Raw genomic sequence first — 26,226 nt, forward strand, 5'->3', positions numbered from 1 at the left:
TGGCAGGCAAGGCAGTTTGCGGTTGGGTTTCTTCTTTCTTACACGCGGCAAGGAACAAGCTAGAAGTAAGAACAGGTAATGCTAAGAGTAAACGAAGCGATTTCAAGGTTGATTATGATTTAGGAGTAGAACGCGTAAACTGAGCAGATAAACAAATTATACCAATTCTGCTGTATATATGATATGGCTACGGTCCGCCGCGCGGTTGCAAAATACCCAAACGGTTAATTGCTTACTGATTGAGCCAGCGAATGGCTGCTTCGATTGCTGCTACACCCGATAATAATTCGCCAGCTTGTACCGAATGACCATACACCGTTTTTGTGCGATCAGCCACCACACCAATGGTTAAGGTAAGCCGTGCCCCATCACTTAGTTTGATAGGGGCATTGGCCGACGAAACACCACAGGTAGGCAAGCCAAAGCTCTGGGTGTTGGCTCGGCCTTTGAAGGCAATTGCAATGCCTTCCCCTGAACTAGCGGTCTCAGGATTAGTCAACACCGCCACTTTAGGATTCGACTTTTTAAGCTGGTAAGGCGTTGGTAAGCGCACGATCACGTTGTTATCAAGAAAGCTGGTGCCATCCTGATAGCCCCAGGAACCGTACGTGTCATCGGGATACTTGAAGTAGCCACTTATCCCTTCTCCCAGAATAGGACCGATGCCCGCCAACATACCATAGAGTTCTCCCCCTCGGTTCCCGCGTAAATCAACAATCCATCCCACCAATTGATCACTATCGGCTGCTTTGATGGCTTCCTGAAGCGCTTGGGCATACTCGATGTCCCACAGCCCGTACTTAACTCCATTCGCATCAATGCCTCCTGTATGACCTACTTTGATATAGCCGATGCGGGGGGTAGGGGGAACAGCCACGAGGGCAAAGTCCGTGCAGTTGAGTGTTCTTGATCCATACAAGACTGTTCCGCCTGTAGCAGCCGTGTAAGAGCTGTGATTATCTTCTAAAAGCGTTAAGGCTAAAGTAATTGCGGGATATGTATCGGCAATAGTCTGAGCGCCCTGAGCTTTCGCATTGACTTTACCGGCAAAGACTTGCCAATCAATCTTGTTTCGATTGGTTGAATACTTACTCATCAGGCCAATTAGTTCAGCGATATAAGCCTGCGCTTGAGCCGAAGTAGCTTTAGGCTCTTCTTTAGTACAGCTCGATAAGACGAGCAAAAGGAAAAAGACAGGAAAGAGCGTTGACTTTGCGAACGGATGGGTCATTATTGTATAGTTAGCCGGTTGAGTCAAGAAGTAAAAGGCTGCTACTCTATACTAGTTAAACTTGTTAAATAAGTAGGGTGGCTAGGTTGGGCTACTATAGTTGCAAAACGTCATCAACCACATCTGGCACATCTCAGAGCTAAAATCCACCCGTTATTAGGCGAGATAGGGGCTTAGGCAAGTAGTCTAGAGACTTTTGCAACCGCGCGGCGGATCGTAGCCACATACCTTATACATCTTGACGGAGAAAAGTACAATCATTGGATAGGCAAGCGTAACCGATTGCGAAATAACCGTTTTTTGTCATTTCTCATAAAATGCTCAATTAATGAGTTTTAAGGAGGTTTTGCAGGGTAATCAAGTAGCGATTTTCATACTTTAATAAGAAAAGTACGAAATGGTAAATACACCACTTGAGAACACGAATGGTTATCTGTGAAGCAGCAAGCTATCAATAAAGAAACTCGCTTAGGGTCGTCTTAAAACCGACAGATGCTCAAACTCAACAACTCGATTCACCTTAACCTGCTGGGCCAACTGCTCCTCAATCAGATGTATCTGTTGAACTTGTGACGCCTTGAGTTCCGACCGTTTCTGCTGCTGGGCTTGACGCAACACGCTTAAGCTAACCAATTGATCGTGTAATACAGGGCCTACCTTAGTCCATTTCTGGGCTTCAGGAATTTGATGTAACTGCTCTTGGTGCTACTATTCCAGGTGCCGCCTAGCTTCCTGCTCTTCATTCAGCAAATTCTTCCACTGGTAACAATGGCACCACCGCAGGTGTAGCAATCGATCATAAACAGATTGAGTAGTCATCCTTGGTTGGAGCTGGCTTCTATGAGCGCTAGTTGATCAAGGGCTTGTTGATAGAGTTGGGCCATGTGCTGAATGGCTTTTTGCTGCCGATCCAAATGGATGCTATAGGTTTCCATCAGCGAGGACTTTACCGCCTGATCATGGATATGCAAAAGCTATTGCTGATAAAATCCTTCGAGCATCTGATGCATTTGTTTAAAATGTATTAGATGCACTTTCAAGTGATTAGCGTGTTCACGCAACCATTGCACATCCATAGCCCGTGTAGAATAGTACCTTTTAAAAGTAGGTTATTGCAGACTAAGTATTGCCACTTTGTCTACTAGTAGTTAGGGAACGGCCGTAAGCTGATAGTGAAGTGAGATTCGTACTTTGGGAAGTGTAGTACGAAAAGACCAGTTTAAAATACCCTCCCCATTGAGACGAGGACGAGCGTTTCTGGATGAGCGTTCCCTATAAGGCGTTTGAACAGCAAGCAGGATAACCTAGGGCTGCTAACTGGATCGTTACCTAATTCTTCGAACGAACTAGGCGACCTATAGGCTTATCTTCCCATTTAGTCATTACTAAAAAGCACCCTGCTTTTTAGTAATGAACGACCTTTTATCTGCAGCAAGCGCTGACCCAAACGCCAACCAGCAGGCCCACGACTTACAGGCCACCCAGCAGTTACTACGCGCTACGCTGGACGCTTCCACCGACATGATTCAGGTCTTTGAAGCGGTACGAAATGGACACGGAGAGATTATTGATTTTACCTGGATCCTCAATAACCATGCTGCCCAGGTCATCTACGGCGATGTGGTGGGTAAAAGCCTGCTTGAACGCCAGCCCGGGGTAATGGAAGAAGGTATTTTTGCCGCCTTTAAACAGGTGATGGAAACCGGTGAGCCCCAGCACTACGAAAAGCACTATGTCCACGAGCAGTTTGATGGCTGGTTTCATCAATCGGCCGTCAAGTTGAATGATGGGGTCGTCACCACAACGACCGACATTACCACTCGCAAGCAGGCCCAAGAGCAGCTTCAGCAAAGCCAGACGTTTTTGCAATCGGTCATTGATAGCCCCCTGGATGTGATTCAGGTCTTCAACGCCGTGCGGGATGAAGCTGGCCAGATCCTGGACTTTGTCTGGGTGATGAATAACCAGAAAGCCGTTGCCCAAAACGGGCAAGTGATCGGTAAAAGACTGCTGAAACAAAATCCTGGCGTGGTGCCGACGGGCGTTTTTGAGCATATGGTCCAGGTCGTCCAAACCGGGGTCGCTTACGAACAGGAGCAGTACTACCCCCATGAGCAGTTTGATGGCTGGTTCTATCAGGCGCTGGTCAAAACCGAGGATGGCGTCACTATGACCACCCGAGACATTAGCCACCAAAAACAAGCCGAGTAGGAAGTCCTTCATCTAAAAGATGAAGTAGCGCAACGAGCCACCGACAAATACGAGTCCATTTTTAAGTCGATTGATAACGGCTTAGCCATCGTGGAAGTCCTTCCCGACCAGCAGGGGCGTGTCACGGATATGATTTGGCGGGAGGCCAATGCGGGGGTTGAACGCAATGCAGGCATCAGCGGATGGGTGGGCAAACGGGCCAGCCATCCGCTGATGCCCCATCTGGAGCAGGCATGGCCGGATGCGATGACCCGGGTTTATCAAACGGGTGAGCCCGTGCGCATGGAAGCCTATAGTGCGGACCTTGACCGCTGGATTAGTACGTTTTATGGCCGCATCGGGGGCCAAGGCAGTCGGCTGATTACCTCAGTTTTCCGGGACATCACCGAACACAAATTACGGGAACAGAGGCAGGCGTTTTGCTCCAGTTCTCTGACCAGCTGCGACAGCAAGTAACCCCCGACGCGGTAGCCCAGTGTGCCCTCGAAGGGCTGATCGCCCACTTGCGACTGGATCGTAGTTATATCGTTTCGTATTATCTGGATGAACATATCGCCTTACTCGACTACCAGATCGGCAATGACACCGTACCGCCTTTGCCCCAACGCTTAGATCTGTCTGAATATCCCGAGGCCTCTAAAGCGATACTCGACCAAACCCTGGTGATCGAGGATAACTTTGAGCGACAGGGCTTATCGGAAACCGAAAAGCGAAACAGCGCCAGGTTAGGAATGTGGGCCATGGTGGCGGCAACGCTGCGTAAAGGGGAAAACAAGCCGCTTTGGTCGATGGTCGCCATCAACTCGACGCCCCGTCGTTGGCGAGCCGATGAGATCCAACTGATCGAAGACGTAGCCGAACGCACCTGGACAGCGGTGGAGCGGGCGAAAGCGGAAGAAGCCCTGAAACAGGCCGACCGGCGCAAAGACGAGTTTCTGGCCATGCTGGCCCACGAACTACGCAATCCCATGTCTACCATCCGCTCGGGACTGCAAATCCTGCGGCACGTCGATGCCAACGATGAACGAAGCAGCCACACGGTCCTGATGATGAACCGCCAGACGGATCATCTGGTGCGGATGGTGGATGACCTGCTGGATGTGAGCCGCATCAGCCGGGGTAAGATTGAGCTTAAAAAAGAGCGGGTCAATCTGGTGGAGATCGTGAGCCAGGCCGTTGACTCTGTACGTTCGCTCTATAAGGAGCAAGGAAAGCGTTTGCAGGTTGAGCTACCCACCGATCCGATCTACCTGGAAGGGGATGTCACCCGGCTGAGCCAGGTGGTGGCCAATCTGTTAACCAATGGCGCTCGGTATACGGGGGATAGGGACCAGGTGTGGGTCCGTCTGAGTCACCAGCGCCAGCAAGCCATCTTGCAGGTGCGGGATAACGGCATTGGCTTAGCGGCTGATCAACTGTCAGCCATTTTTGAGTTGTTTGTGCAGGTGGACATCTCGACGGCTCGCTCCAAGGGCGGCTTAGGCTTGGGGTTGACGTTGGTGAAGCGGCTGGTGGAGCTGCACGGGGGGCAAGTGGAGGCCCAGAGTGAGGGTGTCGGCCAAGGCAGCACCTTCACGGTTCATCTCCCAACGCTGGTTGCGGCTGCTGAACCAATCCCTACCGCTACGCCACCGGTTACCAACCCAGCCGCAGTCAAGCGCATTTTAGTGATCGATGATATAGCCGATGCGGGGTTTACTTTAGGGATGCTGTTAAAACTGAAAGGCTATGAGGCCCACACCCGGACTAGTGGTCAGTCGGGCATTGAAGCGGCCGAAAGTTTACAGCCCTCGGCCATTCTGCTGGATATTGGTATGCCAGGTATGGATGGCTATGAAACGTGTCGGTTCATTCGCCAGCAAGCTTGGGGTCAGGCTTTGGTGATTATTGCCTTAACGGGTTATGGCCAAGAAGAAGACCGGCAACGAAGCAGAGAAGCGGGTTTTAACGGGTATTTGGTGAAGCCAGTGGATTTGGAAGCGCTTACAAAAATGCTCACAGATTTACTCGATAAGGACCCGAACAACGTAGGGTTGGCGTAATTCCTAAATCTCTTAAATTGCTTGTTTTAATAAACAGGTATTTATGACCGTTTCCAATGCTGTTTTTAGTAGGAACTTTGATGAAGTTAAACCTTAACTCTACTAATTAACTTATCATCATGGAAACTGAAAAAAACGCTGTCGACAAGCAGACATTGGCAAACGATCTTCGAACACAACTTCAGGGAATACTTGAACCAGCACTTGTTGATAGTGCCGTTAACCAGCTGCTAACTACTACAAACCGATATCCGGCAACAGGGAGCGTAGCTAGCATGATCTTCTATCTCAAGTTTCGGGTTGATGTTACCAACGGTAAATCGTTTGAGGGGAATGCAGGTGGGGTTTCATCACCAGGGGGCGGAGCACTATTTGGTGATGTTTATACCGACGATATTGACCGGCTTTACAGAGATACGGTTAGCTTTCAGTTCAATGCTACTCCCGTTTACACTAACTTGAATTTCTTTGATTCCCACAGTAACTTCCTGGGCAGTTTTCAGTCAGGTAGCGTCTCGACCGTGTTAGGAACAGGAGGAGGAAAAGGTTCTTGGTCATAACTTAGAGTCACAATGTACGCTAATAAGTGCCCATTCTAAAACAGGGAATAGTACTTCAAATCTTCTCCCTGTTTTAGAATTTTTGGCTATCAACCAGGCTTTTAGGTTGAAAAGCTATCACTAATTGGCTAAACAACAGTCACTCATCGCATAGAGCGATCAATAGTAGCTATTAACTATAAATGTAGTTAATCTTTCTGTCTCCCTGGTTTTTGCTTTTCTCCCCTTCGTATCAACAAGCCTTGTTGGCTACTTTTTTAGCTTTGACTACTCTCAGTTTTTGGGCTTATTAACACTCTTAAAAGCCGTTAAATCTCAAAGTAGGCAGGTTTCCCAAGTTTCGCCTTATAGAGAACTGACCAATTCGTTGCCTATTTTGACCAGTAGGTACCAAAAGCAGAGAGTTGTCGCCTAGACCTTTCTGGTCCATGAGTTCTTGTTCTATCTTGCCAGCATCATTGGTTCATTTCGGATGAATCGATTGATGTGGATAGAAACGGAAAGCCTGCTCCCAATTGAGGGCAGGCTTTTTTGTGCTCAGCGTAGGCTATGGATGGCTGACGGATAAAGCCGATGCGGAAAACAGCAGCCATTGGTTACAAACCAAGAGTACTGTTAGTGAAAATTAGACGTATTGTCATAATGCTCCTTAGTGAGACAAGGAAAGATTTGAGTATCCCTAATTCGGGCGTTTTAAAAATTTGTTGTTCTTTTTACTTAACTCATCCGTTCGAGAAGTGGTATATGTCTTGATGCCTTGCTGCTTATAGTACGCAAGTCCTTCCGTTCGGTCGCTATGCCAATGAGTAGCCAGGCACATGACCACGTTTTTATGGTGTCGAGTTTTGATACTATCTAGCAAGGGCTGAAACTGGGTCGTATCCCAAGGGGTATCAAACAACGCAATTCCGTCATCAGAGACTAGGTACATACCATGCGCTGGTATTTTGTCTCCCTCATAGTTGTTATAAGTCGTATAGACATAAAAATCGCCAGTCAAGCGTTCAATTTTAAGTCTATCCGGGTTAGCCTGTCCATAAGCTGAAAATCAAAAAGAAAGCAAGTGTTATGGCTAGTGAGAGGAATCGCATTTGGTTGTTTTGAAACTGGCCGTGCGCAGAACGGCTATAATGGATTTTTGTTATTTCAAACGTCAGCGTGTTGTAGGAGGTCGTATGGAATAATCAAACCAAGAAACTCTAGGCTAAGCACGGCTTCAGACAACGCCAAAATTAAGGGTATTTGGTCGAAGAACGTCAATATCTCAACCAACCGGTCAACAAAAAGCAACCATTCAAATCTCACCAATTGCTCCTACTTAAGACGAGGGAATGTCTATAATTCGGGCGTTTAATAAGGCATCAAAGACTCCCTAAATTACTCTAAGGTTTTTCTAATCCTGCACCAAAGCTCCTGTAAGCTTGATTGCCTAACTTGCCCCTTTAATCTTAAACTCATAAGAGGACAAGAATCCTTTGTTGTCGTCTTTACCCCTGCGCTATGGTCACTACACTGGTTGTCGTGTTTTTGCTAGGCTATTGGCTGATTACATTAGAACATCCGATCCGAGTCAATAAAACAGCAACTGCGCTCATTACCGGTATCCTTTGTTGGACTACCTATATTCTTGCAGTGCCCGGCCCGGAGCCGGTTCTGGAAGCGCTCAGTCATCACCTGGTCGAGATTGCCTAAATCTTGTTCTTTTTGCTGGGGGCCATGACTATTGTCGAGCTGATCGACATTCACGGGGGCTTCACCATCATTACCGACCGCATTGCTACCCGCAATCCCCGCATTTTATTATGGCCCATTGGCGGGTTGACATTCATTTTATCAGCGCTACTGGATAATTTGGCATCGGCCTTGGTGATGGTCTCAGTTACCCGCAATCTAGTGCGGCAGGCTGAGCAGCGTAAATTGACTGCGGGTATGATCATCATTGCGGCCAACGCCGGAGGGGCCTTCTCGCCAATTGGTGATGTAACAACCACGATGCTGTGGATCGGTGGGCAGGTGACGACGGCCAACATTATCAGTGAATTGTTCTTACCCAGTGTAATATGTTTACTGGTGCCGCTTATTGTGTTGTGTTTCAGCATCAGACCTGAAGCCAAAAAACAGGATGGCATGGAGCAGGAGTTCACCAGCCGTCCCTACATTACTCCCTTGGCCCGGCGTGATCGACGAGTGGTATTTTCCGCAGGCTTAACGGCTATTGTCATGGTGCCCATCTTTAAATCCATCACCCATCTGCCACCCTATACGGCTATGTTGTTAGCGCTGCGTCTAGTCTGGGTTGTTTCGGAGCTTATTCATGCTGATAAAGACGAGCAGGACCGTCAGCGCTTTTCAGTGGCTTATGCGTTGAGCAAAATTGATGTGCCCAGTATTTTGTTTTTTCTAGGTATTCTACTGGCGGTCGGGGACTTGGAATCGGTAGGTATCCTAGAGCAGGTCGCCACTTCTCTAAATGAATCGGTGGATAATCTGGATATAATCGTGGGCATCATCGGTATTGCCTCGGCGATAGTTGATAATGTACCGATTGTGGCGGCCGCGATGGGTATGTATGATCTAGAGACCTATCCTACCGATCATAAACTATGGGAGTTTCTGGCTTACTGCGCTGGAACCGGGGGCAGCTTGTTAGTGATCGGCTCAGCGGCAGGGGTGGCCGTCATGGGCATGGAACGGCTGGAATTTGGTTGGTATCTACGTCGGATCAGTGGTTCAGCGCTGCTGGGTTATCTAGGGGGTGGCATAGTTTATTTGGCCGCTTATGCGGTAAGCCACTAGAGCACAAGGGATAATGACGTGATGGTCCTATCTATTGCTGCACAAATCTCCAATAAGGCGCTTTAAATTAACGTAGATGGACTTCGTATGTGTTCTTACTTGGAAGATGATCGTATTTTAGATCACTCACTAGCCTATTAAAAATAAAGAGGGAACTCATTGCCCCTCTTTATTTTTAATGACTTTACTCATCAACTACTACGTTGTAGCTCGGATCTTCCAAAATATTCACCTCAATGATACTGGCCGCATTGGCTAACAGCCGCCGACAGTCGGCGCTGAGGTGTTTCAGATGAACAACCTTGCCGGCCTGCTGGTAACTGGCCGTGAGCTTACTCAAGGCTTCAATCCCGGACATATCGGCGACACGGCTCTGCCGAAAATCTAGAACCACTTCGCCAGGGTCACTGGCTATGTCGAACTTTTCGCGAAAAGCCATTGCCGAGCCAAAAAACAGTGGTCCGTACAGCTCATAATGCTTCACCCCGGCTTCATCGACGTATTTGCGGGCACGGATGCGCTTGGCGTTTTCCCAGGCGTAGACTAGCGCCGAGAAGATGACCCCAACCAGAACCGCCAGCGCCAGATTGTGCAACAACACGGTAATTCCTGAAACCACAACCATGACCAGTACATCTGGCCAGGGCATTTTGCCGAACGTTTTTAGACTGGCCCATTCAAAGGTGCCAATCGCCACCATAATCATCACGCCCGTCAAAGCAGCCATCGGTAGCTTTTCGATGATCGACGCACCGAACATAATAAAGACCAGCAGCATGACCGAGGCTACCATGCCCGACAGACGGGCACGCGCGCCGGAGGAAATATTGATCAGACTCTGGCCGATCATGGCGCACCCGCCCATGCCCGACAACAGGCCTGTCGTCACATTGGCGATGCCCTGGGCTACACATTCTTTGTTACCCCATCCCCGGCTATTGGTAATTTCATCAATTAAATTCAAGGTCAGCAAGCTTTCAATCAGGCCCACTCCGGCCACAATGGCGGCATAAGGAAAGATGATTGACAGCGTTTCAACTGTAAATGGCAGGAGCGGAATATGAAACGGTGGAAAACCGCCCTGGATGGAAGCAATATCGCCCACCGTGCGCGTGTCGATGTCCAGACTAATAGCGATGAGCGATACGACAATGATTGCTACCAGTGATGACGGCACTGCTTTGGTCAGCCGCGGTAGGCCCCAAATAATGAGCATTGTCAATCCAACTAGCCCTACCATGGTGACCAGCGGTGTGCCCGTCATCCAGTGCAACGTACCCACGGCATCGGCCATCTTGAACTGATCCAACTGGGAAAGGAAGATGACAAGGGCCAGTCCATTGACAAAGCCAAACATAACTGGGTGTGGCACCAGCCGAATAAATTTGCCTAGCCGCAACAGTCCAGCCAGAATCTGAATCAACCCGGCTAAAACGACAGTAGCAAAAACGTACTCGACCCCGTGTGACTTGGCTAAAGCAACGATGACGACGGCAATGGCCCCTGTAGCTCCGGAAATCATACCCGGACGACCGCCTAAGATGGAAGTTACCAAGCCAATGGTGAAGGCAGCATAGAGTCCTGTCAGGGGCGAAAGCCCCGCAATCAGGGCAAAGGCGACGGCTTCGGGAATCAGGGCGAGGGCAACAGTCATCCCGGAAAGCACCTCGGTTTTGTAATTAATGGGTTGGGAGAAATCGAATAAATTCAAATACTGTTTCATGTTACCAGAACCTAAAAGCCAACAAATGACCCGGAGCCGACAAAATCAGCCCATGCGGGAAGAATACACTACGTTAAGCAGAGAATGGCAATCAGGGGGGAGTAACTGGATAGAGCGAGCGATAGACTAGCATGGGGTAAAGATAAGCCTTTTTTCAGGATAAGCCAGCCAGGCTCCTCCAGACTGAATAGTAACACGCTGACCTAGATGGATCCGCCAAAGGAAATCAAAAAGGATTTCGCTTATCAAGTTCTGCTCGACACAAAATAAGTAAATAGCGTATTGGATTTATCCTGAAAAAGAGCCGCCAGCTAGAGAAATTGCGTAATCTTCTGACAATTTCTCGTATTTCTTTAACCCTTTTTTAATCTTTGCCGTTACGTACACAACTATGCTGCAACTTACTCCCCCCTGATGAACTCATACTGACCCTCTCCTGGTCAGACCATCACACGGCTTACACTATAGGAGCCGGGGAGCTTTCCTATGTTTTATTTTTTCGATGATGCCTACCGGTTGCCGGTAGCGTTACGCACTGCTATTCCGTTCCGAACGTATCGGGATGCTATACGCTTCCATTACTTTTTATCATATGAATACAACGCTCAAGAAGAACGTGCAGGCCTTCAACCGGAATGTGCACGAGAACGGTGGCTTCCTGTATACCACCAATGCCCAGTTTTCCTCCTTCGTGGCCAACAAGCGAATCTCCGACGCGATCTTTGCGCTCATCAAACCCAGCTATAAAACACTGGTTGATATTGGCTGTGGCGACGGAATGTACACGCATAACATTAAACAAAACTTCCCCCAGTTGGAGGTATACGGGTTTGACCCGGCCGAATCAGCCATTCAAATAGCGCAGCGTAATTACCCATCCGTACACTTCGAGACGATCAATTTGCTGGACGATCAGTTACCCATTCCTGCCAAAAAATACGATGTAGCCGTCATCCGGGGTGTTTTGCATCACTTGTCTGATCAGCAGAAAGCCATTACCAATGCTTTCAAGCTATCGGATAACCTAATCATTATGGAGCCTAACGGCAACAACCCCATTCTAAAGGTTATTGAGCGCACCTCCCGCTACCACATTGAGCATGAGGAACAATCATTTTTTCAGTGGGAATTGAAGCGGTGGATCGGCAAGGCCGGCGGCCAAATTCACTCGTTTGAGTATGTGGGGTACGTTCCCTTTTTCTTTCCCACTTTACCAGCCAAGCTTATTTATGCTGTTCAACCCTTTCTGGAAAAAATACCCCTGCTAAAACACGTATTTGCAGCTCAGTTCATTATTGGCTGTTCACGAACCGAAACGAAGCAGCCTGTCTAGCCCCATCCGTTTATGATTATTGGATTATCTATGGTTATTGGATTGATGGAGGAAAGCGAAGCCCAGTGGATTGTCGATCTGCTGGTTTCCAATGTTTCCCTAAGCGAGTCGCCTGCCGAGCAAATTCCGTACGCAAAGGCACTGGTTCAATTGATTCAGGCTACGGGCGACCGCCATGAGGTTGCCCGCATCCTGACGATTATTACGAATCAGGCGCACCAACTAGGCCAAGCCATTGATTGGCTTGAAGCTGAGCTGCTGTTTGAAACCAAAGCCAGGACGAGTCAATCACGCCAACAACTGCTGCTGGATGAAGTAGAGGCTGAGGGGGGGGGTAATGACTACTCGCTGGATCTGTATACTATACGTTTGCATCGGTTTGCCTTGACTAAATGAGTTCTTGTCAAGGTTTTCGAAAGATGGAAAATCGTGCTATTAAGAAAGCGGTACGAGGCTTTTAATTTACCTATTTATGAGTATTAACAAAGGAACGGCAATACGCCTAGGGCTGCTTCTAATTGTGGCATTCGCGCTACGTCTCTATCATTCAAGTACCTATGGCCTTTACCTGGATGAAAAGTACACGTTAGTTATCTCTCAGGGGGTTGTCATGGAGGGAGCCAACCAGCGGGATGTGTTCTTTACGCCAGGCAAGCCCTATTTTACGCCCCAGGAATTCTGGAAAGAAAAGACTCTTGCTGATTTTATTACCGCTAACATTCGGGGCGACATTGGCAACAGCCCCAGCTACTACGCGGTTCTGTGGTTGTGGACAAAGCTATTCGGCTTAAGCGATTTTTCTATTCGCTTTCCCTCTGTACTTTTTAGCACGCTCCTGGCCGGGCTGGTATTTGTGTTTGTCCGCCGACACTTTGGCTCAGAACGTCTGGCCTTGATCAGTGCTTTGCTGACGGCTGTTGAGCCCTTTTTCATTGCTTACAGCCACATGGCCCGCAATTATTCGATGAGCTTCTTTCTGACGTTGCTGGCCACTCATCTGTTTCTGTTGATTGTGGAACGAAAACAAACCGGCCAAGCCAGCGCCAAGCTCCTGCTGGCTTACGGTCTAACGTTCGTCGTTGCCTTACTCTCGCATTACCTGACCATCACAGTCTTTTTGTGTCATGGCCTTTATGCGCTGCTTTTTGTCCGTCCCCTGCGTACTTGGTTACCGTTTCTGGTTACTGGCCTAACTGGTGTAGCGCTGGTATCGCTCTGGTTTTTGTTCGGTGGGGGGACGTACACATTTCAAACGCTTGCTTATCAGGCGCAGTTTTACCGCACGATTGCCCTGACCAACCCCTACACAAGCGGTTTTGGTGTCGTCCTACCCGCCACACTGATTAATGTGGCTCAACGGTCGTTACCAATCTGGTCCGATTTGTTTATTATCTCCAACGGGCTGGGGCAAACCGATGCGTTGGGGGTTCGCTATCTGGCGCTTGCTTTGTTTTTTGGCCTGATTGCCGCCTGGATATTGGCGCAGTATTACCAACAACGACCCTTACCGCGCTGGGTCCCTGTTTTGTACGGGCTGCTTCTGATTGCCCCCCTTCCATTTGTTGCCGTCCCTACACTTCAGTATGTGGTGACAGCGGCCTTGCCTTCGTTGGCGTATCTACTGTTGCTGGCTATGCGCCGACAAGCGGCCGAAGGGCATTTGGCGCTGTTAGTCTTTGTCATTTTGCTCGCTCTGGTTCCCACTCTATTTCTGATCGGGATGGCTTTCCGCAACGGTCACACGTATGGTATCACCCAGCGATACTCTGGTTTTTCCTTTCCTTTCTCGGTTATCCTGGTTGCTCTAACGCTCCAGCAGTTAGTAACGGCCCCTAACCTCTTGAAGGGAATTCTCGGCATTGTGCTGCTGATCCAGTCGTACTACGTGACCCGGCTTTTATACCACATCTACCAGGACCGAGCCCCCAAATACACGTACTTTGCCAGGCCTCGGGGGGCCAACCCCTATTACCTGACGGCTCAAAAAATACAACAGGCTTATTCGCCTGGCGATACGATTCTGTATCCTTCTGTTCGGTTACAGCCTCGAGACGAGATCGAAAAAACGTACTGGCCTTATTCGATTCAAGATGCTCAGTTGACAAATATGTATTTGCCCAAGGATGCTGCCTATATCCAGCGGATGGACACAACCCAGGCAAATAAAATCATTCTGGTGAAACGATCTGGCCAACGGCTGAAGCTGTTCGATCTGAAGGGTAGCCTTTACCGGTATTGACGCTTGTTTTGTCAGTTATCTTCTGGAAGAAGTCGTAAATTTATCGCTATATCAGTAGCCTTGCGTTCTGGTGGAATACAAGGCTACTGATCGTTCCGCCTTGAAGAAAAGGGACAATGTTGAAAGGGGCTGAATTCTACTGACCGCTTCAAATTATTCTATCTCACAAATCGCTCGCTCGTGAGACTAAGTGGATCGCGATCCACTCAGGGAGTCCTTATTAATGACCATGGGTTCTGTGCGGTATCCTCAACCAAGCACAGGAAGCAGGCTGGACAAATCCCTAATCGGTAGAGGCAGGGGAGTATAAATAGGTGAAGAAAGGTCCCCGGGAGACATTTGGGAATTTATGCAATCGTGTTTAATGACCCTTTTCACTAGTCTACTTACTGCGAGTTCGCTCAATCTATTGAAAATACACTATTGAGTGACCGTTGAAGAGGTGCTTCGATTGATTTACTCCTACTGTCCCGGTTTTAGGCCGTTTGTCGATTTGTACAAAATGAAGCGTGCCACAGCAATACATTTGCTAGAGTAGACTCCCTATAAACGATTAATGAGCTAAACACCATCTCGCGAGCCACTACTATTAGCAATAAATCAGGGTTGAACCAGATTGAGTTTATCATCATTCACTGTAGCATACTTAATCCAACCATAGCTGATCAACCCCTCAGCACAGCCAGCCTACCCCCTACGACATGCTGCACATCAAGAACTTTAGAAAAGTATACAATCGCTATGTGGCTCTTCAGGTGGACAACTTTACCATCACCCCCGGCATCTATTGGGTTCAGGGCGTGAACGGGTCCGGGAAGAGCACATTGCTCAAAGCACTGGCCGGCATGATCGCCTTTGAAGGAGATAGTATCCTCCACCAGCAAGTTAGTCTCAAGCACCAACCCACGGCGTATCGCCGGTTGGTCAACTTCGCCGAAGCGGAACCGGTATTCCCTGATTTCTTAACCGGAGTCAAGTTAATCGACTTGTTCAGGGCCGCTAAGAAAGCGCCGTTCCATCAGCAAGACTATTACCTGGAGAGTATGCTGATGACCACCTACATCGACGATCCAGTGAGCACATATTCCAGCGGTATGCTCAAAAAATTGGCGTTGGTGTTGGCCTTTCTCGGACAACCGGCCTGTGTCTTGTTGGACGAACCCTTGACGACCCTCGACGCTGATTCCTTACCGGTCTTGTATGCTTGGATTGCCAACCAATACCTTCAGCAGGGAACCACCTTTTTGTTATCTTCTCATCAATCCTTCGCCGGGCAGGCTTTACCGGTGCTACAAAACCTATTTGTTGAGCATAACACCTTACGAGCCAATTGATGAAAAGAGCGCTAATCCGTGTGTTAATCAAAACCATGGTCAAAGGCTTTTATCAAGCCCACACTGGTTTACTACTTTCCCTGTTTATCCTCATTTTTATCAATTTCTTCTACACCCCTGTTCTAAACCAAACGCATCTAACTCAGGAGCAGATCATTCGCAATGCCTTGAAGCTGGTACTGACCACCGTGAGCGAGCCGCTAGGCGTATTGGTTTTGTTTAGCCTTTGGTTGGTTTACAGCCTAAAAAGCGGGCAATACGTAGCCCGGCGGCTAAAGGCGGTGGATGTTCAGTTTTTGTTTTACAGCAGTAACGCCTTCAGCCAAGCGAATCAGCTTATAGCCTGGTCAGTTGTCCAGTTGATCATCGCATTACCCATTGCCGGTTTAGGCGTATTTGCCATGATAATCGGCTTTGCTTACGGACATTGGATCATTCCAGGGTTAATACCCTTTTACTTAGCCGCCCTGATTGTTGGCAATGCTTTCTTCTACACGCACCTGATCACTAGTACAGTTTCTAATACCGTTGACAACAATAGATTATTGGGACTTAGGAACTGGCCTAAGCCCCTGTTTAGTTTATTCGTCTATGAAGTTATTCATAAAAAGCGGGTTACTTACCTGGTGACCAAGTGTATCTCGGCGATCAGTCTGGTGCTCATGCTCAGTGTTTTTTCCGACTCTCACACCGATATACGTCTATTTGGTCTGATTAGTCTTTGTATCGCCCTAGCCCATAGTTTACTCCTCTATGAATCGAGTGTGTTTGAATCCTATTCCCTTCGTTTCGCTCGCAGCTTTCCTATTAGCTATTGGCAACGGTATGGTCAACAATGGTGCTTATACAGTTTACTGCTGCTCCCCGAGCTGCTACTGCTTTTTACGCTGAGTGACTGGAGTGAGGGACTTCTCTGTAGCTTACTGGCCACTAGCCTACTGCTGTTGTTTCGCGCCGTACTTTACCCACTTGGTCAGCGGATGGATTGGTATTTGCGAATTGTCTTTGGGCTCTTCACCGTATTTCTCTTGATCATTCTGTTCGGGCTAACCGAGTGGCTTCTCGTCGGAGCGCTAGCCAGCAGCTGGGGACTAAACTACTGCTATTACTACTCGTCTTTAGAGTAAGAAGGCGGCTACGTTCGATTCCTATTGAATGCCTGAACAGCTAGTAAACTGTTTCCGATATTCTCAACAAAACTGTTAGGTTCGCTGATTAGACAAAACCCAGATTCATGGTTGGCCTTTGTCATTAGAAATCAAGACCTTTCAATAGATAGCGGGGCGAGCTAATCAAAAAACTAGGTATAGACCTATCGATGCGATACAGACCCCGCTAGCTGTTGAATGCAGAACCGGGAACTCATAGGAATTGAGGCAACAGGCCTACTATCACACCGGGCCGCCGGGCGGTTTCGTTCGCCAGTCTGCTTATTGATAGTCAGTAACCTAAATCCGCTAAACCATGACCACTTACAACTACTTCATTGGTATTGATATTGGCAAGACGACTAATGCCGTTTGCGTCCTCGACGCCATGGAAAACCGTCAATTCGAACCTTCCATACCCAACTCCAGAGCGGGGATGGAAAGCTTGCTCAAACAGCTCAAAAAACTGCCTGATTCCAGCTTGGAAACGACGCTGTTTTGTATGGAGCATACGGCACGGGCCGCCCCGGGATATACTGCCAACCGATGCTCAGCTTTTTTTATCCCATTGGCGCTAATCTATGGTTGCAATCAGCCGTCCATATTAAACACTCGTTGGGCTTAAAAAGAGGAAAAACGGACAAAGCGGATGCCCGACTAATTGCCAAGTACTGTATCCGTCATCAGCGTGATAAGCGGCTCTTTAATCTGACTGATAAAGTGTTAGCTATGGTTCGCCAGCTTGCCCAGCAGCGAGAGCGGTTAATGATAATGGCCAAGGCCTTTACGGATTTAAGTCAGGACTACCAGGCCATGGGGCTGCTGGAAGAACTGAAACTGCATCAGCAGACCAGTGCGCTGGCCTTAGCCGCCTTACAGAAGCAAGTCAAGCAGGTAGAGGCTCTGATTGAACGCCACATTAAGACTTCTCCTGAGTTAAAATCTAATATGGATTTACTCATGAGCATACCGGGTGTGGGCCGACAAACAGCGTTGTTCATGCTGATTTTCACTGGAAACTTTACTCGGTTTACGGATGCAAAGAAGCTAGCCAGTTATGCCGGGGTTGCCCCTTTTGCCTATGAGTCTGATTCATCCGTAAGAGGTCGAACGAAGGTGAGTCGGATGGCGAATACCAATCGGAGCGCCGAAGCGATTGAAACACTTGCTACATATGGCCGCCTTAGCCGCTGTTAAAACAAAAGGGTAGCTGAGAGATTACTTTGAGCGGAAAGTAGCCGCGGGGAAGCGCAAGATGAGTGTTTACAATGCAATCGCTTCGGCGCCCCGATCGTAACAAATTGGTGCATCGGATGGTCGCCGTCATGGAGCGGGGAACATCCGATGCAATGATATATGTCAAATAGAATAATTTTTTTAGTTGACAGGGCTTGTTTTGTTCATAGGAATCGCTCCCCAATGAGACGAAGCCGAGTTGATGTCTCCGCTTCTTAAACTGGGCATTTCAGCAATCGCATCGCTTACAAGCTCGATTCGGCTGTGGTTTTCTCCTTGAACTTCGAAAACCCTCCGCTTTATCAGCACGCAAAGCGCCAATAATCGTGAAGCAAATCAATGAATGTCATCGTGGTTCGAGTAGTAACGAAACAACATCTGGGAGTGAGCCAAGGCGCTTGAGAAGGGTTGAAGTAGTCGCATCAGATAGATCCACAAACCAATAGCGTAATCTAGTTCACAAAAAAACTAATTATTATAGAGATGAAAAATTTTAGTCTACTGACATTTTAAAAACGTAAATAGTACTTATATTGGTCCTTGTATGAATATAATACTATGAACGACGAATTTTTGATAATCTTAGTAGATGATGATCCCGGTTTGTTGGGTATACTGACCTACGCAGCTAAAGAGACTTTCCCACAAGCCCGGTTTTTGCAAATGCACAATTCCGCCGAGTTGGAGACGTATTTTCACCAACTATGCGGTTATGGACCTACTCTGATTTTATTGGATCTGAATCTGAATGAGTCCAAAGATGGCGTGGATATTCTAGCTAGCTTACGGTATGATGAGCAGACGGCTCGTATACCGGTGGTGATGCTGACAACGAACGATTCAGACGCGAATGTTCTGGATGCAATCGTGCTCGGAGCGGCTAGTTTCACCAGCAAGCCCACCGACTTAACGGGCTGGAAAACCTACCTAAGTAATTTACGGCAGTACTGGGTAAACACCGTTCGGACTGTTCCCGTCTGGTTTTCCAATTAGATAACCAGTCACAGTCTGGCCTAGTTGGTGAAAAAGTTTGAGCAGCGATAAGATCGTTCCGACTTTTTTGCCTACTTACCCAGAGAGCCAGAACAGGAAGTAGCAGATTAAAACCTAGCACTTGCTGGCTAACTGCTTACCGGCCTTTATGGACATTGCCCCTTTAACACTCCTGAATTTTGGTCAATTAACCCAAGCGGTGACGACTCCTTTCCTGAACTTAACTCTGGCCACGGTCAATGATCATGTGGTCAAGTTGAATTTAATGACCAGGACTTTTATTGGCATTATCATCCCAATTCAGATGAAACGTTTATTGTAACGGAGGGCATTTTATTGATTGATCTGGAAACGTAAACTGTCAAATTACACCCGGGCCAGCTCTTCGGTACTCCCCAAAACGTGGTCCATCGAACCCGGCCCAAAGGTGAACGTTCGGATAATCTAACAATCGAACATAGGCAGTTCGAAACGGTACGCATTGAGCGGTAAGGGCGAAAGCGGGGCAATATCTTTACCAGGGAGGATCTGGTGTCCAGTGGAAAGTCTAGCACTGCTGCGCAGCGTGGCAGGGTCACGAGAAAAGCAGAGGCAGTAGCCAACCCAGCATTAATTGCTGTATCTCTCATTTACGAAACGAAGGGGCGTTCATATAGAATCTTCAAAAACGGGGCATTGCTTCAAAAACGGCAACTTACTGAACTCGCCTGTTGTCTGACAGCCCTAGGATAGCACTTGTTTTTTTTCTCATTTTGTAATACTCAACCGAACGTAGGTGGCTAAAATCAGCCACGCCGTTGCAAAAGTTCAGTAGCGGTTGACTCGATTTAATTCATGCGCTCAAGTTGGCCAAATTTACCCCTGATACCAGAAAGTTGAAAAGGGCGTTTTGGCCCAGTGCTATAATCAGCTTATACAAGCTTGATCCATTCTTAAAGAAGCAGATGATGGCTTAACTTTGTGAATACCTTTCGGCTTATAGACATACCCTTAGTTATCAGCTATGGCAACAACCGATCCGCAACAAAACGCGTCGCTTGATCCATTCGCGTCCGCCTATGCCGCTGCCTTTGCCAACATGGACCAGGGCTTCTGCTTCCTGGAAAAAGTCGATACCCCAGCCAATAAACCCCCGGATTTTCGCTATCAGATGGTCAATCCTGCCTTCGAAAAGCACACGGGTTTAACAAATGTAATCGGCAAAACCAGTCGGCAAGTCGTTCCCCAACTCGACGAACGCATCATAACCCTCTATGAGCAGGTTGCCCGAACCGGGCAGTCTACTCAGTTTCAGACCTATGTCGCCCCGCTCGACCGATGGATCGAGGCCAACGTTTTCCCTATCAGTCAGCAGCCGGCTCAAATCGCTGTCCTGTTCACCAATATCACCGACCGCAAACGGGCCGAAGAAGCTCAGCAGGTGTCGGAGGTGACGTACCGCACCCTGTTCGAAACCATGGAGCAGGGCTTTGGCATCGGTCAGATCTTACCCGCCGACCAGCAGGCTGGGCGACCCATGGACTACCAGTGGCTGGAAGTCAACCCCCGGTTTGAGCAGCTGACGGGTCTGGCCCGCGCCGACGTGCTTAGTCAGACGACGCGCCAGCTCATACCCGGACTGGAGGAGACCTGGTACGAAGGCTATGGCCATGTAGCCGCCACGGGCGAGACGGTCAGCTTCGAGGCTTATTCGCCGGTGCTGAGCCGCTGGTTTGAGGTGTACGTCTTTGCCCTGGGCTCACCGGCCAGCCGGCGGGTGGGTGTGCTGTTTAGCAATACCACCGAGCGCAAGCAGCAGCAAAAACGGCAGGCTCTGCTGCTTAAGCTAGCCGATGCCATCCGACCCTTAACTGCTTCGGGGGACATCATGACCACGGTGAGCGAACTGATTGGGCGGCATTACGAGGTAGATCGCTGCGGGTTTGCCGAGCTTCCCCCGCCGTACAACCAGTTGGTGATCAGCCGGGACTGGACCAAGGCAGGAATGCCAAGCCGGCAAGATGCATACCCGCTTTCCAGCTGGAGCGGTGAGCTTATCCGCCGGTTACGTTCGGGACAAACGGTGGTGGATGATGCGGGTAAGGATAGCCAAAACCCGCCCCCAGAAGCGCCCTCTAAACGAGCCGGCGATAGGGGTTCCCGCATCTGGGCTCCCCGGCTCAAAGAAGGCCAGTGGGTCGGCTCGTTCTTTGTGGAGGATGCTCCGAGTCGTTTCTGGAACGAGGCCGACGTGGGCCTGCTGGAAGAAATTGCGGAGCGCACCTGGGCCGCGGTCGAACGAGCCCGGGCCGAAGAAGCACTCGGGGAAGAATACCGGCGCAAAGATGAGTTTATGGCTATGCTGGCCCATGAACTACGCAATCCCCTGGCTTCGCTGGCCAACACCTTGTTAGTCCTCCAGTTAACCAGAGGCACCGATGAGAACCTGTCCTATCCGCAGGCCGTCGGGCAGATGAGCCAGCAGGTGGGCCACATGAGCCGCATGGTCGATGATCTGTTGGATGTAGGCCGCATCCGCTATGGGCTGATCCAGCTCCACAGGAAGCCTCTCGATCTGGTGACCCTTATGCGGCAAACCGTCGAGACCGTTAAGCCATTTTATAGCCAGCAGCGTCGGCAGTTAAGCGTATCCTTACCCCCTTACGCGCTGCCGATGCTGGGTGATGAGACGCGGCTGGTGCAGGTGGTGATGAATCTACTGACCAATGGGCTCAGGTATACTAATCCAGGGGGGCATGTCTGGGTCAGTCTTCAATTGGAAAAGGACGAGGCTCAGCCAAAGCAGGCCTTATTACGGGTTAAGGATGACGGTATTGGCATTGCCCTTGACCGTCAGGCAACCATCTTTGACATTTTTGTGCAGGGCGAAACCACCCTGGACCGGCCCAGGGGTGGACTGGGCTTAGGTTTAGCCGTGGTGAAACAACTGGTTGTGTTGCATGAAGGTAGCATTGAAGTGCACAGCCCAGGCGTCGGAGAAGGCAGTGAATTCCTGGTTCGCTTGCCGCTAAAACCGGAATCGGCCGCGTTAGAATTGCCCCACTTGCCGGTATTCAATACGGCTACCGGCAAGGGACGGGTACTGGTGATCGAGGATAATCAGACATTGGCTGATATGACAGCCCGGTTGGTGGCGTTAAGCGGGTATGAAGCCCGTGTCAGTTACAGCGGAATGGATGGGCTTGTGGTGGCCGAGCAGTGGCGGCCAGATGTCATCCTGTTGGATCTGGGCTTGCCCCATCTGGATGGCTTTGAGGTGAATCGGCGCTTGCGGGAGCAGTCCTGGGGTCAGTCCCTGCCAATCGTGGCCCTAACGGGCTATAGTCCCCAGTCATTCCAGGCACGAACCGAGCAGGCTGGTTTTGCGGCATATCTGATCAAGCCGCTTAATTTGCCACAGCTTCGCAAGTTACTAAGCGAAGTTGTCCCTGATCAGTAGGCTCAGCCTGCTTGCCAGAGCGAAGCCTTGGGAAATGAGTTTAATCATCAAGCATCCACTGACTAAACAAACTCAGCAGCAATGGAACTGCACTGGCTTCGGGATCATGTCCAGGGATTGAAACTTCATTTAGATCAAGTCAAGCTGATGCAGCATTAGCTTGACTTGAATTATCAGCGGTCGGTGGCCTTACAAACCGCCCCTGATGTACAGTCAGCCTAAGTGGAGAGCTATTCTTTTCATTTAGATCGCCAGCAGCGGGCGGCTGAGTCGATGAGTGACCTATAAGCGTTAACCCAGCTTACCCAGCTAGAAGCGCAGCAGGATGAAAAAGATATAGTCGAGTAATCTTCAAAGAGTGAGTTTAATGGAATCTCAAAAATCCCTCCCCAATCTGAGATGGATAATGCATAACATGATGCCTCTATAGTCGGGCGTTTGATAGAATAGCATTTAGTTCAGGCTGAATTCATGAGCAGCACATAAGCCATCCGCTTCCTATTGATGTGACTGTAGTCGGTTAGTGCATTATAGCTTGTGCTGAAACAGTGAAAAAACGTAGTGGAGGTATCATAAATGCTACTCAAGCCAAAACTAGACAAATTAAATCTCTTAATTAATTTATTGATTATCAATACGCTTATCCGATCTAAGTACTTGTCTGCAATTTCTTTCGTTTCCATACTTTGTAAGTATGGAAACGAAAGAAATTGCAGACAAGTACTTCAAGGCAATGGTGGGGGGGGACTTTGACCAGATGGCTACCTTAAAGACGCCTGATGCTGTGTACTGGTTGAGTGGGGAGGGATCTTGGCCCTTTGGTGGTTACCAATCACTGGAGAACCAAGCAAAATTATGGGGCATCGTAGCCCAACGTTTTCCCCAGGGAATGAACATGACGCTTCAATCGATCAGCAGCGGGCAGCGCTTCATGTCCATATTCGGGGCGCGCGAGCGGATAGCCGCATTTACGAAAACGATGTGATGCTAGTGTTGACCTTCAGGGATGACTTAATTAGTGGGCTTTATGAATATTTGGATACCATTATGGTTAATGAATTGTTCTGTGGCCCAATGGATGATATAAAGTAAAGTAACAGTCAATGATAGTAGCCATATAATCGAGATCTATCAGTGGTTTTATACCTCGTTGGCATTCAAAAGGATCTGAGTTCATGGATAAAAGAGAAAAACTACTGCAAACCGCATTGAAATTATTTGTATCACAAGGATTTTACGATACCCCTACGAGTAAAATTGCCAAAGAAGCAGGTATAGCAACGGGAACGTTGTTTTACTTTTTCCGACTAAGGATGAGTTGATCATTTCACTTTACTTAGAATTAAAAAGACAGGCAGCAGCCCATATAAATGATGCCCTCTCAGCAGTTAAAGCCACTAAGGAAGTCATCAAAACGTATTACGTAGAATCGCTTAAATGGGCGCTCCATCATCCTAACGAATTCTCTTTTCTTGCGCAGTTTTCCAATTCGCCCTACCTGAAAAAAATAGGCGCTGAGCAAACTTCGGTCCAGATTGAGCCCGTATTACAACTTTTTGGTGCCGCTATCGCCGAGCAACAGATCGCTGATCTTGATGTAGCGTTATTGTATGCGTTGATCAGTAATCAGGTATTTAGTGTGCATCAATACCTGTCTGCAACGCCATTCACCCGCCAACAACAGCACACCATCATTGAGAACACTTTCTCTATGTTCTGGAAAATAGATTGAACGCTGATGAGCAACGGACTTAAGCGAAGCCATGAAATTAATCCTAACGGGAGCCACAGGCATGATGGGAAAGGCCTTCTGCTCGCTTCACTTGATCATCCCCATATTACCCAGGTCTTGATGGTGAACCGACGATCTTCTGGGTTAAAGCATCCCAAACTTACCGAACTGATCGTACCTGATTTTACCCATTTAGTCTCCTATAGCGTTCACTTACCTGTCTACGATGGCTGTTTTTACTGCGCAGGCATCAGTTCCTTTAGTATGGATGAGCAGCAATACAGCCACATCACTTTGTATACCACCATGCTGTTTGCAAGAGACCTTGCCCGTTTCAATCCAGGTATGGTTTTTGTTTACTTATCTGGGCTTTACGCTGATAGTTCAGAAAGGGGAAAGATAATGTGGGCACGGATAAAAGGCAAAACAGAGAACGCATTAAATGAGCTACCGTTTAAAGCTGTTTGCAGCTTCCGACCCGGTTTTATCATGCCGTTGAAAGGGCAGAAGAATGTGCGGTTACTGTATAAAGGACTTAAGCTAATCTATCCGTATGTTTTTCCAAAGTTGACCTTAACTTATGATGAAGTCGCCACGGCATTGATTCGAGTATTGAGACTTGGATACGACAAAACTATCTTAGAAATAAACGAGATGAAATCACTGGCCAAACAGAGTGAGCTGGATACCTATAATTTCAGGTGATTCCACCGTTGGTACTGATCATTAATCTTCTTCAGATAGATACATGTTAACTGAGGTTTCGGTAGAAAATGAGATTAAACGAGTAATAGGGCATTAGTAAAGAGTCAAAATTTATAGAGCGGGGCTCGCTTTTAAGCGTAGAGAGTCAAGGAGAGGAACGCGTTTTGAGCCGATCAGCTGGGAATTGGGTGTTGTAAAAGTCGATCCGTCAAAAGACTAGTTGGTGAGGAGATTCTTTGTCAGTGGAGAGCCTAAAAAGAGCGAACGATGCTGGCTGGCTATTTGATGGCAAATGGACTTTTGCAACATCCACGAAGAGTATAGAAAGGCAATCTATCATTCTTCTAAAAACGCTGATTTTATCGGTCTATGAGAGCCTTTAGAACCAACTCAAAAATAGTGTGTGAGCGCTGATGACCATACCCTTGCCCGTAAGCGCTTGATGTTAGACTGACCACTAAATCAACTTGAGGTACCACAAAGAGCAGGTTGCCACCATTGCCCGAGGCAAACCAGTAAGCATAGGTTGTTCGCCCGATTGACTTTGACGAGTGGTACCAATAATAGCCGTACCCCTGAGCATACCAATTAGAAAGCGTAAATTGCTGTTGCTCCACCCAACTTATCCAGGCCGAGCTGATTAACTGTTGGCCATGCCATGCCCCTTTGTTGAGCATGAGCTGACCGATCTTGGCCATGTCCAGCGTCGAGAGATATAAGTTGCCCATGGGCGCGGTTTGACCGCTGGAGCCGGTGTACCAATAGACTTCGCGAATAGCCAGTGTAGTGAACAAATATTCTCGGGCAAAATCGGCCAACTTTTGACCCGACACGTGCTCAATATGGCCCCTATTTGCATCAGACACACATCATTGTAAACAAATCTTTCGCTTGGTTTAAAGGCCATTGGTAGCGAAAGCGCAAAACTAACCAAGTCCGGCTCGGTCAACCATTTGGACGAGTTACCCGGCGAGGCCGGATTATTATCATCAGCGGCCAGCCCGGAAGACATCATCAGTAGATGCTTGATCTTGATGTCCGACTTAAGTCCTTTCGCTTGGGGAAAGAACTCCGCCAGGCTTTGCTCTTCGCTTTTAATCGAGCCTTTGTCGATAGCAATGCCCAATAGCAGGGCAGTAACACTTTTTCCTGCCGAGCGAATATCATGAATGGTCTCCCGCCAATAGGAGTTGAAATACTCTTCCACCACGAGTTTTCCGTCTTTGAGAACCACTAAATCGCTGGGCGGAGTTGTGCGAATCAAGCTAATTAAGTGCTGAATGGAATCGGGGTTGATGCCTACCACGTTGGCTTTGGTCATAGGTAGTCCAACCAATGGTCGTTTAAGCCTTTGTTCGGTCGGATCGTTTTGGGCATTGGCATCGAGCGTTATCCACGCGATGCATAGAACAAGTACTCTAAAGCGAATCATCACGTAGAAGCGGTTAACAAAATAAGTCATACCAGTCATGTCAGTCATCTTTCTAGATATCTTCATTGAGCA

24 protein-coding genes and 1 pseudogene are annotated in these 26,226 nt (G+C 48.4%); 19 read left to right on the top strand and 6 right to left on the bottom strand.

The window, feature by feature from the left end; genetic code table 11:
• Positions 1-232: 232 nt before the first annotated feature.
• The gene (locus tag M0L20_RS25200; RefSeq protein ID WP_248479901.1) at positions 233-1,231 is read right to left on the bottom strand and encodes a S41 family peptidase; all 999 of its coding nucleotides are present in this window, start codon (positions 1,229-1,231) and stop codon (positions 233-235) included.
• 815 nt (positions 1,232-2,046) lie between these two features.
• A complete protein-coding gene (locus M0L20_RS25205; protein WP_248479903.1) occupies positions 2,047-2,202 on the bottom strand; it encodes a hypothetical protein in 156 nt (51 codons plus the stop codon).
• A gap of 439 nt (positions 2,203-2,641) precedes the next feature.
• Between M0L20_RS25205 and M0L20_RS25210 the strand changes: the two genes are divergently transcribed.
• The 4 genes from M0L20_RS25210 to M0L20_RS25225 all read left to right on the top strand — a co-directional run bounded on the left by M0L20_RS25210 (position 2,642) and on the right by M0L20_RS25225 (position 6,044).
• Positions 2,642-3,442, top strand: a complete 801-nt coding sequence (locus M0L20_RS25210; RefSeq protein WP_248479904.1) for a hypothetical protein — start codon at positions 2,642-2,644, stop codon at positions 3,440-3,442.
• A 90-nt stretch (positions 3,443-3,532) separates the two neighbouring features.
• On the top strand, positions 3,533-3,898 hold the full coding sequence (locus tag M0L20_RS25215; RefSeq protein ID WP_248479905.1) for a hypothetical protein: 366 nt from the start codon (positions 3,533-3,535) through the stop codon (positions 3,896-3,898).
• Positions 3,862-5,484 carry a hybrid sensor histidine kinase/response regulator gene (locus tag M0L20_RS25220; protein WP_248479906.1) on the top strand — a complete coding sequence of 541 codons (1,623 nt, stop codon included), beginning with the start codon at positions 3,862-3,864 and terminating at the stop codon, positions 5,482-5,484. Before M0L20_RS25215 ends, M0L20_RS25220 begins: the two co-directional genes overlap by 37 nt.
• 119 nt (positions 5,485-5,603) lie before the next feature.
• Positions 5,604-6,044, top strand: a complete 441-nt coding sequence (locus tag M0L20_RS25225) for a VapA/VapB family virulence-associated protein (RefSeq protein ID WP_248479907.1) — start codon at positions 5,604-5,606, stop codon at positions 6,042-6,044.
• 455 nt (positions 6,045-6,499) lie between these two features.
• Here M0L20_RS25225 and M0L20_RS25230 read toward each other — a convergent pair whose 3' ends face one another.
• Positions 6,500-6,637: a hypothetical protein gene (locus tag M0L20_RS25230; protein WP_248479908.1), complete on the bottom strand. Its 138-nt coding sequence runs from the start codon at positions 6,635-6,637 to the stop codon at positions 6,500-6,502.
• Between the two features lie 907 nt (positions 6,638-7,544).
• Between M0L20_RS25230 and M0L20_RS30375 the strand changes: the two genes are divergently transcribed.
• The gene (locus M0L20_RS30375; RefSeq protein ID WP_354004276.1) at positions 7,545-7,736 is read left to right on the top strand and encodes a hypothetical protein; all 192 of its coding nucleotides are present in this window, start codon (positions 7,545-7,547) and stop codon (positions 7,734-7,736) included.
• Between the two features lie 12 nt (positions 7,737-7,748).
• Positions 7,749-8,840, top strand: coding sequence for a sodium:proton antiporter NhaD (nhaD, locus tag M0L20_RS25235; protein ID WP_354004286.1), 1,092 nt, complete (start codon positions 7,749-7,751; stop codon positions 8,838-8,840).
• Positions 8,841-9,024: 184 nt separating this feature from the next.
• Here nhaD and M0L20_RS25240 read toward each other — a convergent pair whose 3' ends face one another.
• Entirely contained in the window at positions 9,025-10,563 is a 1,539-nt protein-coding gene (locus tag M0L20_RS25240) for a SulP family inorganic anion transporter (RefSeq protein ID WP_248479909.1), read from the bottom strand.
• A gap of 592 nt (positions 10,564-11,155) precedes the next feature.
• Between M0L20_RS25240 and M0L20_RS25245 the strand changes: the two genes are divergently transcribed.
• From M0L20_RS25245 to M0L20_RS25300, 13 genes are all read left to right on the top strand, one after another.
• Positions 11,156-11,896 carry a class I SAM-dependent methyltransferase gene (locus M0L20_RS25245; protein ID WP_248479910.1) on the top strand — a complete coding sequence of 247 codons (741 nt, stop codon included), beginning with the start codon at positions 11,156-11,158 and terminating at the stop codon, positions 11,894-11,896.
• 12 nt (positions 11,897-11,908) lie between these two features.
• Positions 11,909-12,292 (top strand): hypothetical protein, encoded by a 384-nt coding sequence (locus tag M0L20_RS25250; RefSeq protein ID WP_248479912.1) that lies wholly within the window; start codon positions 11,909-11,911, stop codon positions 12,290-12,292.
• A 76-nt stretch (positions 12,293-12,368) separates the two neighbouring features.
• A complete protein-coding gene (locus tag M0L20_RS25255; RefSeq protein ID WP_248479913.1) occupies positions 12,369-14,135 on the top strand; it encodes a glycosyltransferase family 39 protein in 1,767 nt (588 codons plus the stop codon).
• A gap of 701 nt (positions 14,136-14,836) precedes the next feature.
• Positions 14,837-15,469: an ABC transporter ATP-binding protein gene (locus M0L20_RS25260; RefSeq protein WP_248479914.1), complete on the top strand. Its 633-nt coding sequence runs from the start codon at positions 14,837-14,839 to the stop codon at positions 15,467-15,469.
• Positions 15,469-16,596 (top strand): hypothetical protein, encoded by a 1,128-nt coding sequence (locus tag M0L20_RS25265; RefSeq protein WP_248479915.1) that lies wholly within the window; start codon positions 15,469-15,471, stop codon positions 16,594-16,596. Before M0L20_RS25260 ends, M0L20_RS25265 begins: the two co-directional genes overlap by 1 nt.
• Positions 16,597-17,005: 409 nt before the next feature.
• A complete protein-coding gene (locus tag M0L20_RS25270) occupies positions 17,006-17,242 on the top strand; it encodes a hypothetical protein (RefSeq protein WP_262924027.1) in 237 nt (78 codons plus the stop codon).
• Entirely contained in the window at positions 17,164-17,814 is a 651-nt protein-coding gene (locus tag M0L20_RS30170) for a transposase (RefSeq protein ID WP_262924016.1), read from the top strand. Before M0L20_RS25270 ends, M0L20_RS30170 begins: the two co-directional genes overlap by 79 nt.
• 597 nt (positions 17,815-18,411) lie before the next feature.
• On the top strand, positions 18,412-18,846 hold the full coding sequence (locus M0L20_RS25280; protein ID WP_248479916.1) for a response regulator: 435 nt from the start codon (positions 18,412-18,414) through the stop codon (positions 18,844-18,846).
• Between the two features lie 1,003 nt (positions 18,847-19,849).
• Positions 19,850-22,285 carry a hybrid sensor histidine kinase/response regulator gene (locus tag M0L20_RS25285; protein ID WP_248479917.1) on the top strand — a complete coding sequence of 812 codons (2,436 nt, stop codon included), beginning with the start codon at positions 19,850-19,852 and terminating at the stop codon, positions 22,283-22,285.
• Positions 22,286-22,979: 694 nt separating this feature from the next.
• Complete coding sequence (locus M0L20_RS25290; RefSeq protein ID WP_248479918.1) at positions 22,980-23,270, top strand: nuclear transport factor 2-like protein; 291 nt, start codon at positions 22,980-22,982, stop codon at positions 23,268-23,270.
• Positions 23,271-23,460: 190 nt separating this feature from the next.
• A complete protein-coding gene (locus tag M0L20_RS30380) occupies positions 23,461-23,607 on the top strand; it encodes a TetR/AcrR family transcriptional regulator (protein WP_354004277.1) in 147 nt (48 codons plus the stop codon).
• On the top strand, positions 23,604-24,017 hold the full coding sequence (locus M0L20_RS25295; protein ID WP_248479920.1) for a hypothetical protein: 414 nt from the start codon (positions 23,604-23,606) through the stop codon (positions 24,015-24,017). The genes M0L20_RS30380 and M0L20_RS25295 overlap by 4 nt, the downstream gene beginning before the upstream one ends.
• A gap of 6 nt (positions 24,018-24,023) precedes the next feature.
• Positions 24,024-24,722: a Rossmann-fold NAD(P)-binding domain-containing protein gene (locus M0L20_RS25300; RefSeq protein WP_248479922.1), complete on the top strand. Its 699-nt coding sequence runs from the start codon at positions 24,024-24,026 to the stop codon at positions 24,720-24,722.
• A gap of 359 nt (positions 24,723-25,081) precedes the next feature.
• Here the strand turns inward: M0L20_RS25300 and M0L20_RS30385 are convergent, their stop codons facing one another.
• Positions 25,082-25,588, bottom strand: a complete 507-nt coding sequence (locus tag M0L20_RS30385; RefSeq protein WP_354004278.1) for a serine hydrolase — start codon at positions 25,586-25,588, stop codon at positions 25,082-25,084.
• 2 nt (positions 25,589-25,590) lie between these two features.
• A pseudogene (locus M0L20_RS25305) lies at positions 25,591-26,220 on the bottom strand (serine hydrolase domain-containing protein); the annotation flags it as partial.
• Positions 26,221-26,226 lie beyond the last annotated feature (6 nt).

It is taken from the genome of Spirosoma liriopis, assembly GCF_023196085.1.
In the GTDB taxonomy this organism is placed as follows: Bacteria; Bacteroidota; Bacteroidia; order Cytophagales; family Spirosomataceae; genus Spirosoma; species Spirosoma oryzicola.

Coding starts and splice junctions, on each gene's coding strand:
- M0L20_RS25210 (WP_248479904.1), top strand. CDS start 2,642: ATGAACGACCTTTTATCTGCAGCAAGCGCTGACCCAAACGCCAACCAG.
- M0L20_RS25250 (WP_248479912.1), top strand. CDS start 11,909: ATGATTATTGGATTATCTATGGTTATTGGATTGATGGAGGAAAGCGAA.
- M0L20_RS25300 (WP_248479922.1), top strand. CDS start 24,024: ATGAGCAACGGACTTAAGCGAAGCCATGAAATTAATCCTAACGGGAGC.
- M0L20_RS25290 (WP_248479918.1), top strand. CDS start 22,980: ATGGAAACGAAAGAAATTGCAGACAAGTACTTCAAGGCAATGGTGGGG.
- M0L20_RS30375 (WP_354004276.1), top strand. CDS start 7,545: ATGGTCACTACACTGGTTGTCGTGTTTTTGCTAGGCTATTGGCTGATT.
- M0L20_RS25240 (WP_248479909.1), bottom strand. CDS start 10,563: ATGAAACAGTATTTGAATTTATTCGATTTCTCCCAACCCATTAATTAC.
- M0L20_RS25245 (WP_248479910.1), top strand. CDS start 11,156: ATGAATACAACGCTCAAGAAGAACGTGCAGGCCTTCAACCGGAATGTG.
- M0L20_RS25285 (WP_248479917.1), top strand. CDS start 19,850: ATGGCAACAACCGATCCGCAACAAAACGCGTCGCTTGATCCATTCGCG.
- M0L20_RS25255 (WP_248479913.1), top strand. CDS start 12,369: ATGAGTATTAACAAAGGAACGGCAATACGCCTAGGGCTGCTTCTAATT.
- M0L20_RS25270 (WP_262924027.1), top strand. CDS start 17,006: ATGGAAAACCGTCAATTCGAACCTTCCATACCCAACTCCAGAGCGGGG.
- M0L20_RS30380 (WP_354004277.1), top strand. CDS start 23,461: ATGGATAAAAGAGAAAAACTACTGCAAACCGCATTGAAATTATTTGTA.
- M0L20_RS25225 (WP_248479907.1), top strand. CDS start 5,604: ATGGAAACTGAAAAAAACGCTGTCGACAAGCAGACATTGGCAAACGAT.
- M0L20_RS30170 (WP_262924016.1), top strand. CDS start 17,164: ATGCTCAGCTTTTTTTATCCCATTGGCGCTAATCTATGGTTGCAATCA.
- M0L20_RS25200 (WP_248479901.1), bottom strand. CDS start 1,231: ATGACCCATCCGTTCGCAAAGTCAACGCTCTTTCCTGTCTTTTTCCTT.
- M0L20_RS25260 (WP_248479914.1), top strand. CDS start 14,837: ATGCTGCACATCAAGAACTTTAGAAAAGTATACAATCGCTATGTGGCT.
- M0L20_RS25265 (WP_248479915.1), top strand. CDS start 15,469: ATGAAAAGAGCGCTAATCCGTGTGTTAATCAAAACCATGGTCAAAGGC.
- M0L20_RS25280 (WP_248479916.1), top strand. CDS start 18,412: ATGAACGACGAATTTTTGATAATCTTAGTAGATGATGATCCCGGTTTG.
- M0L20_RS25230 (WP_248479908.1), bottom strand. CDS start 6,637: ATGGCTGCTGTTTTCCGCATCGGCTTTATCCGTCAGCCATCCATAGCC.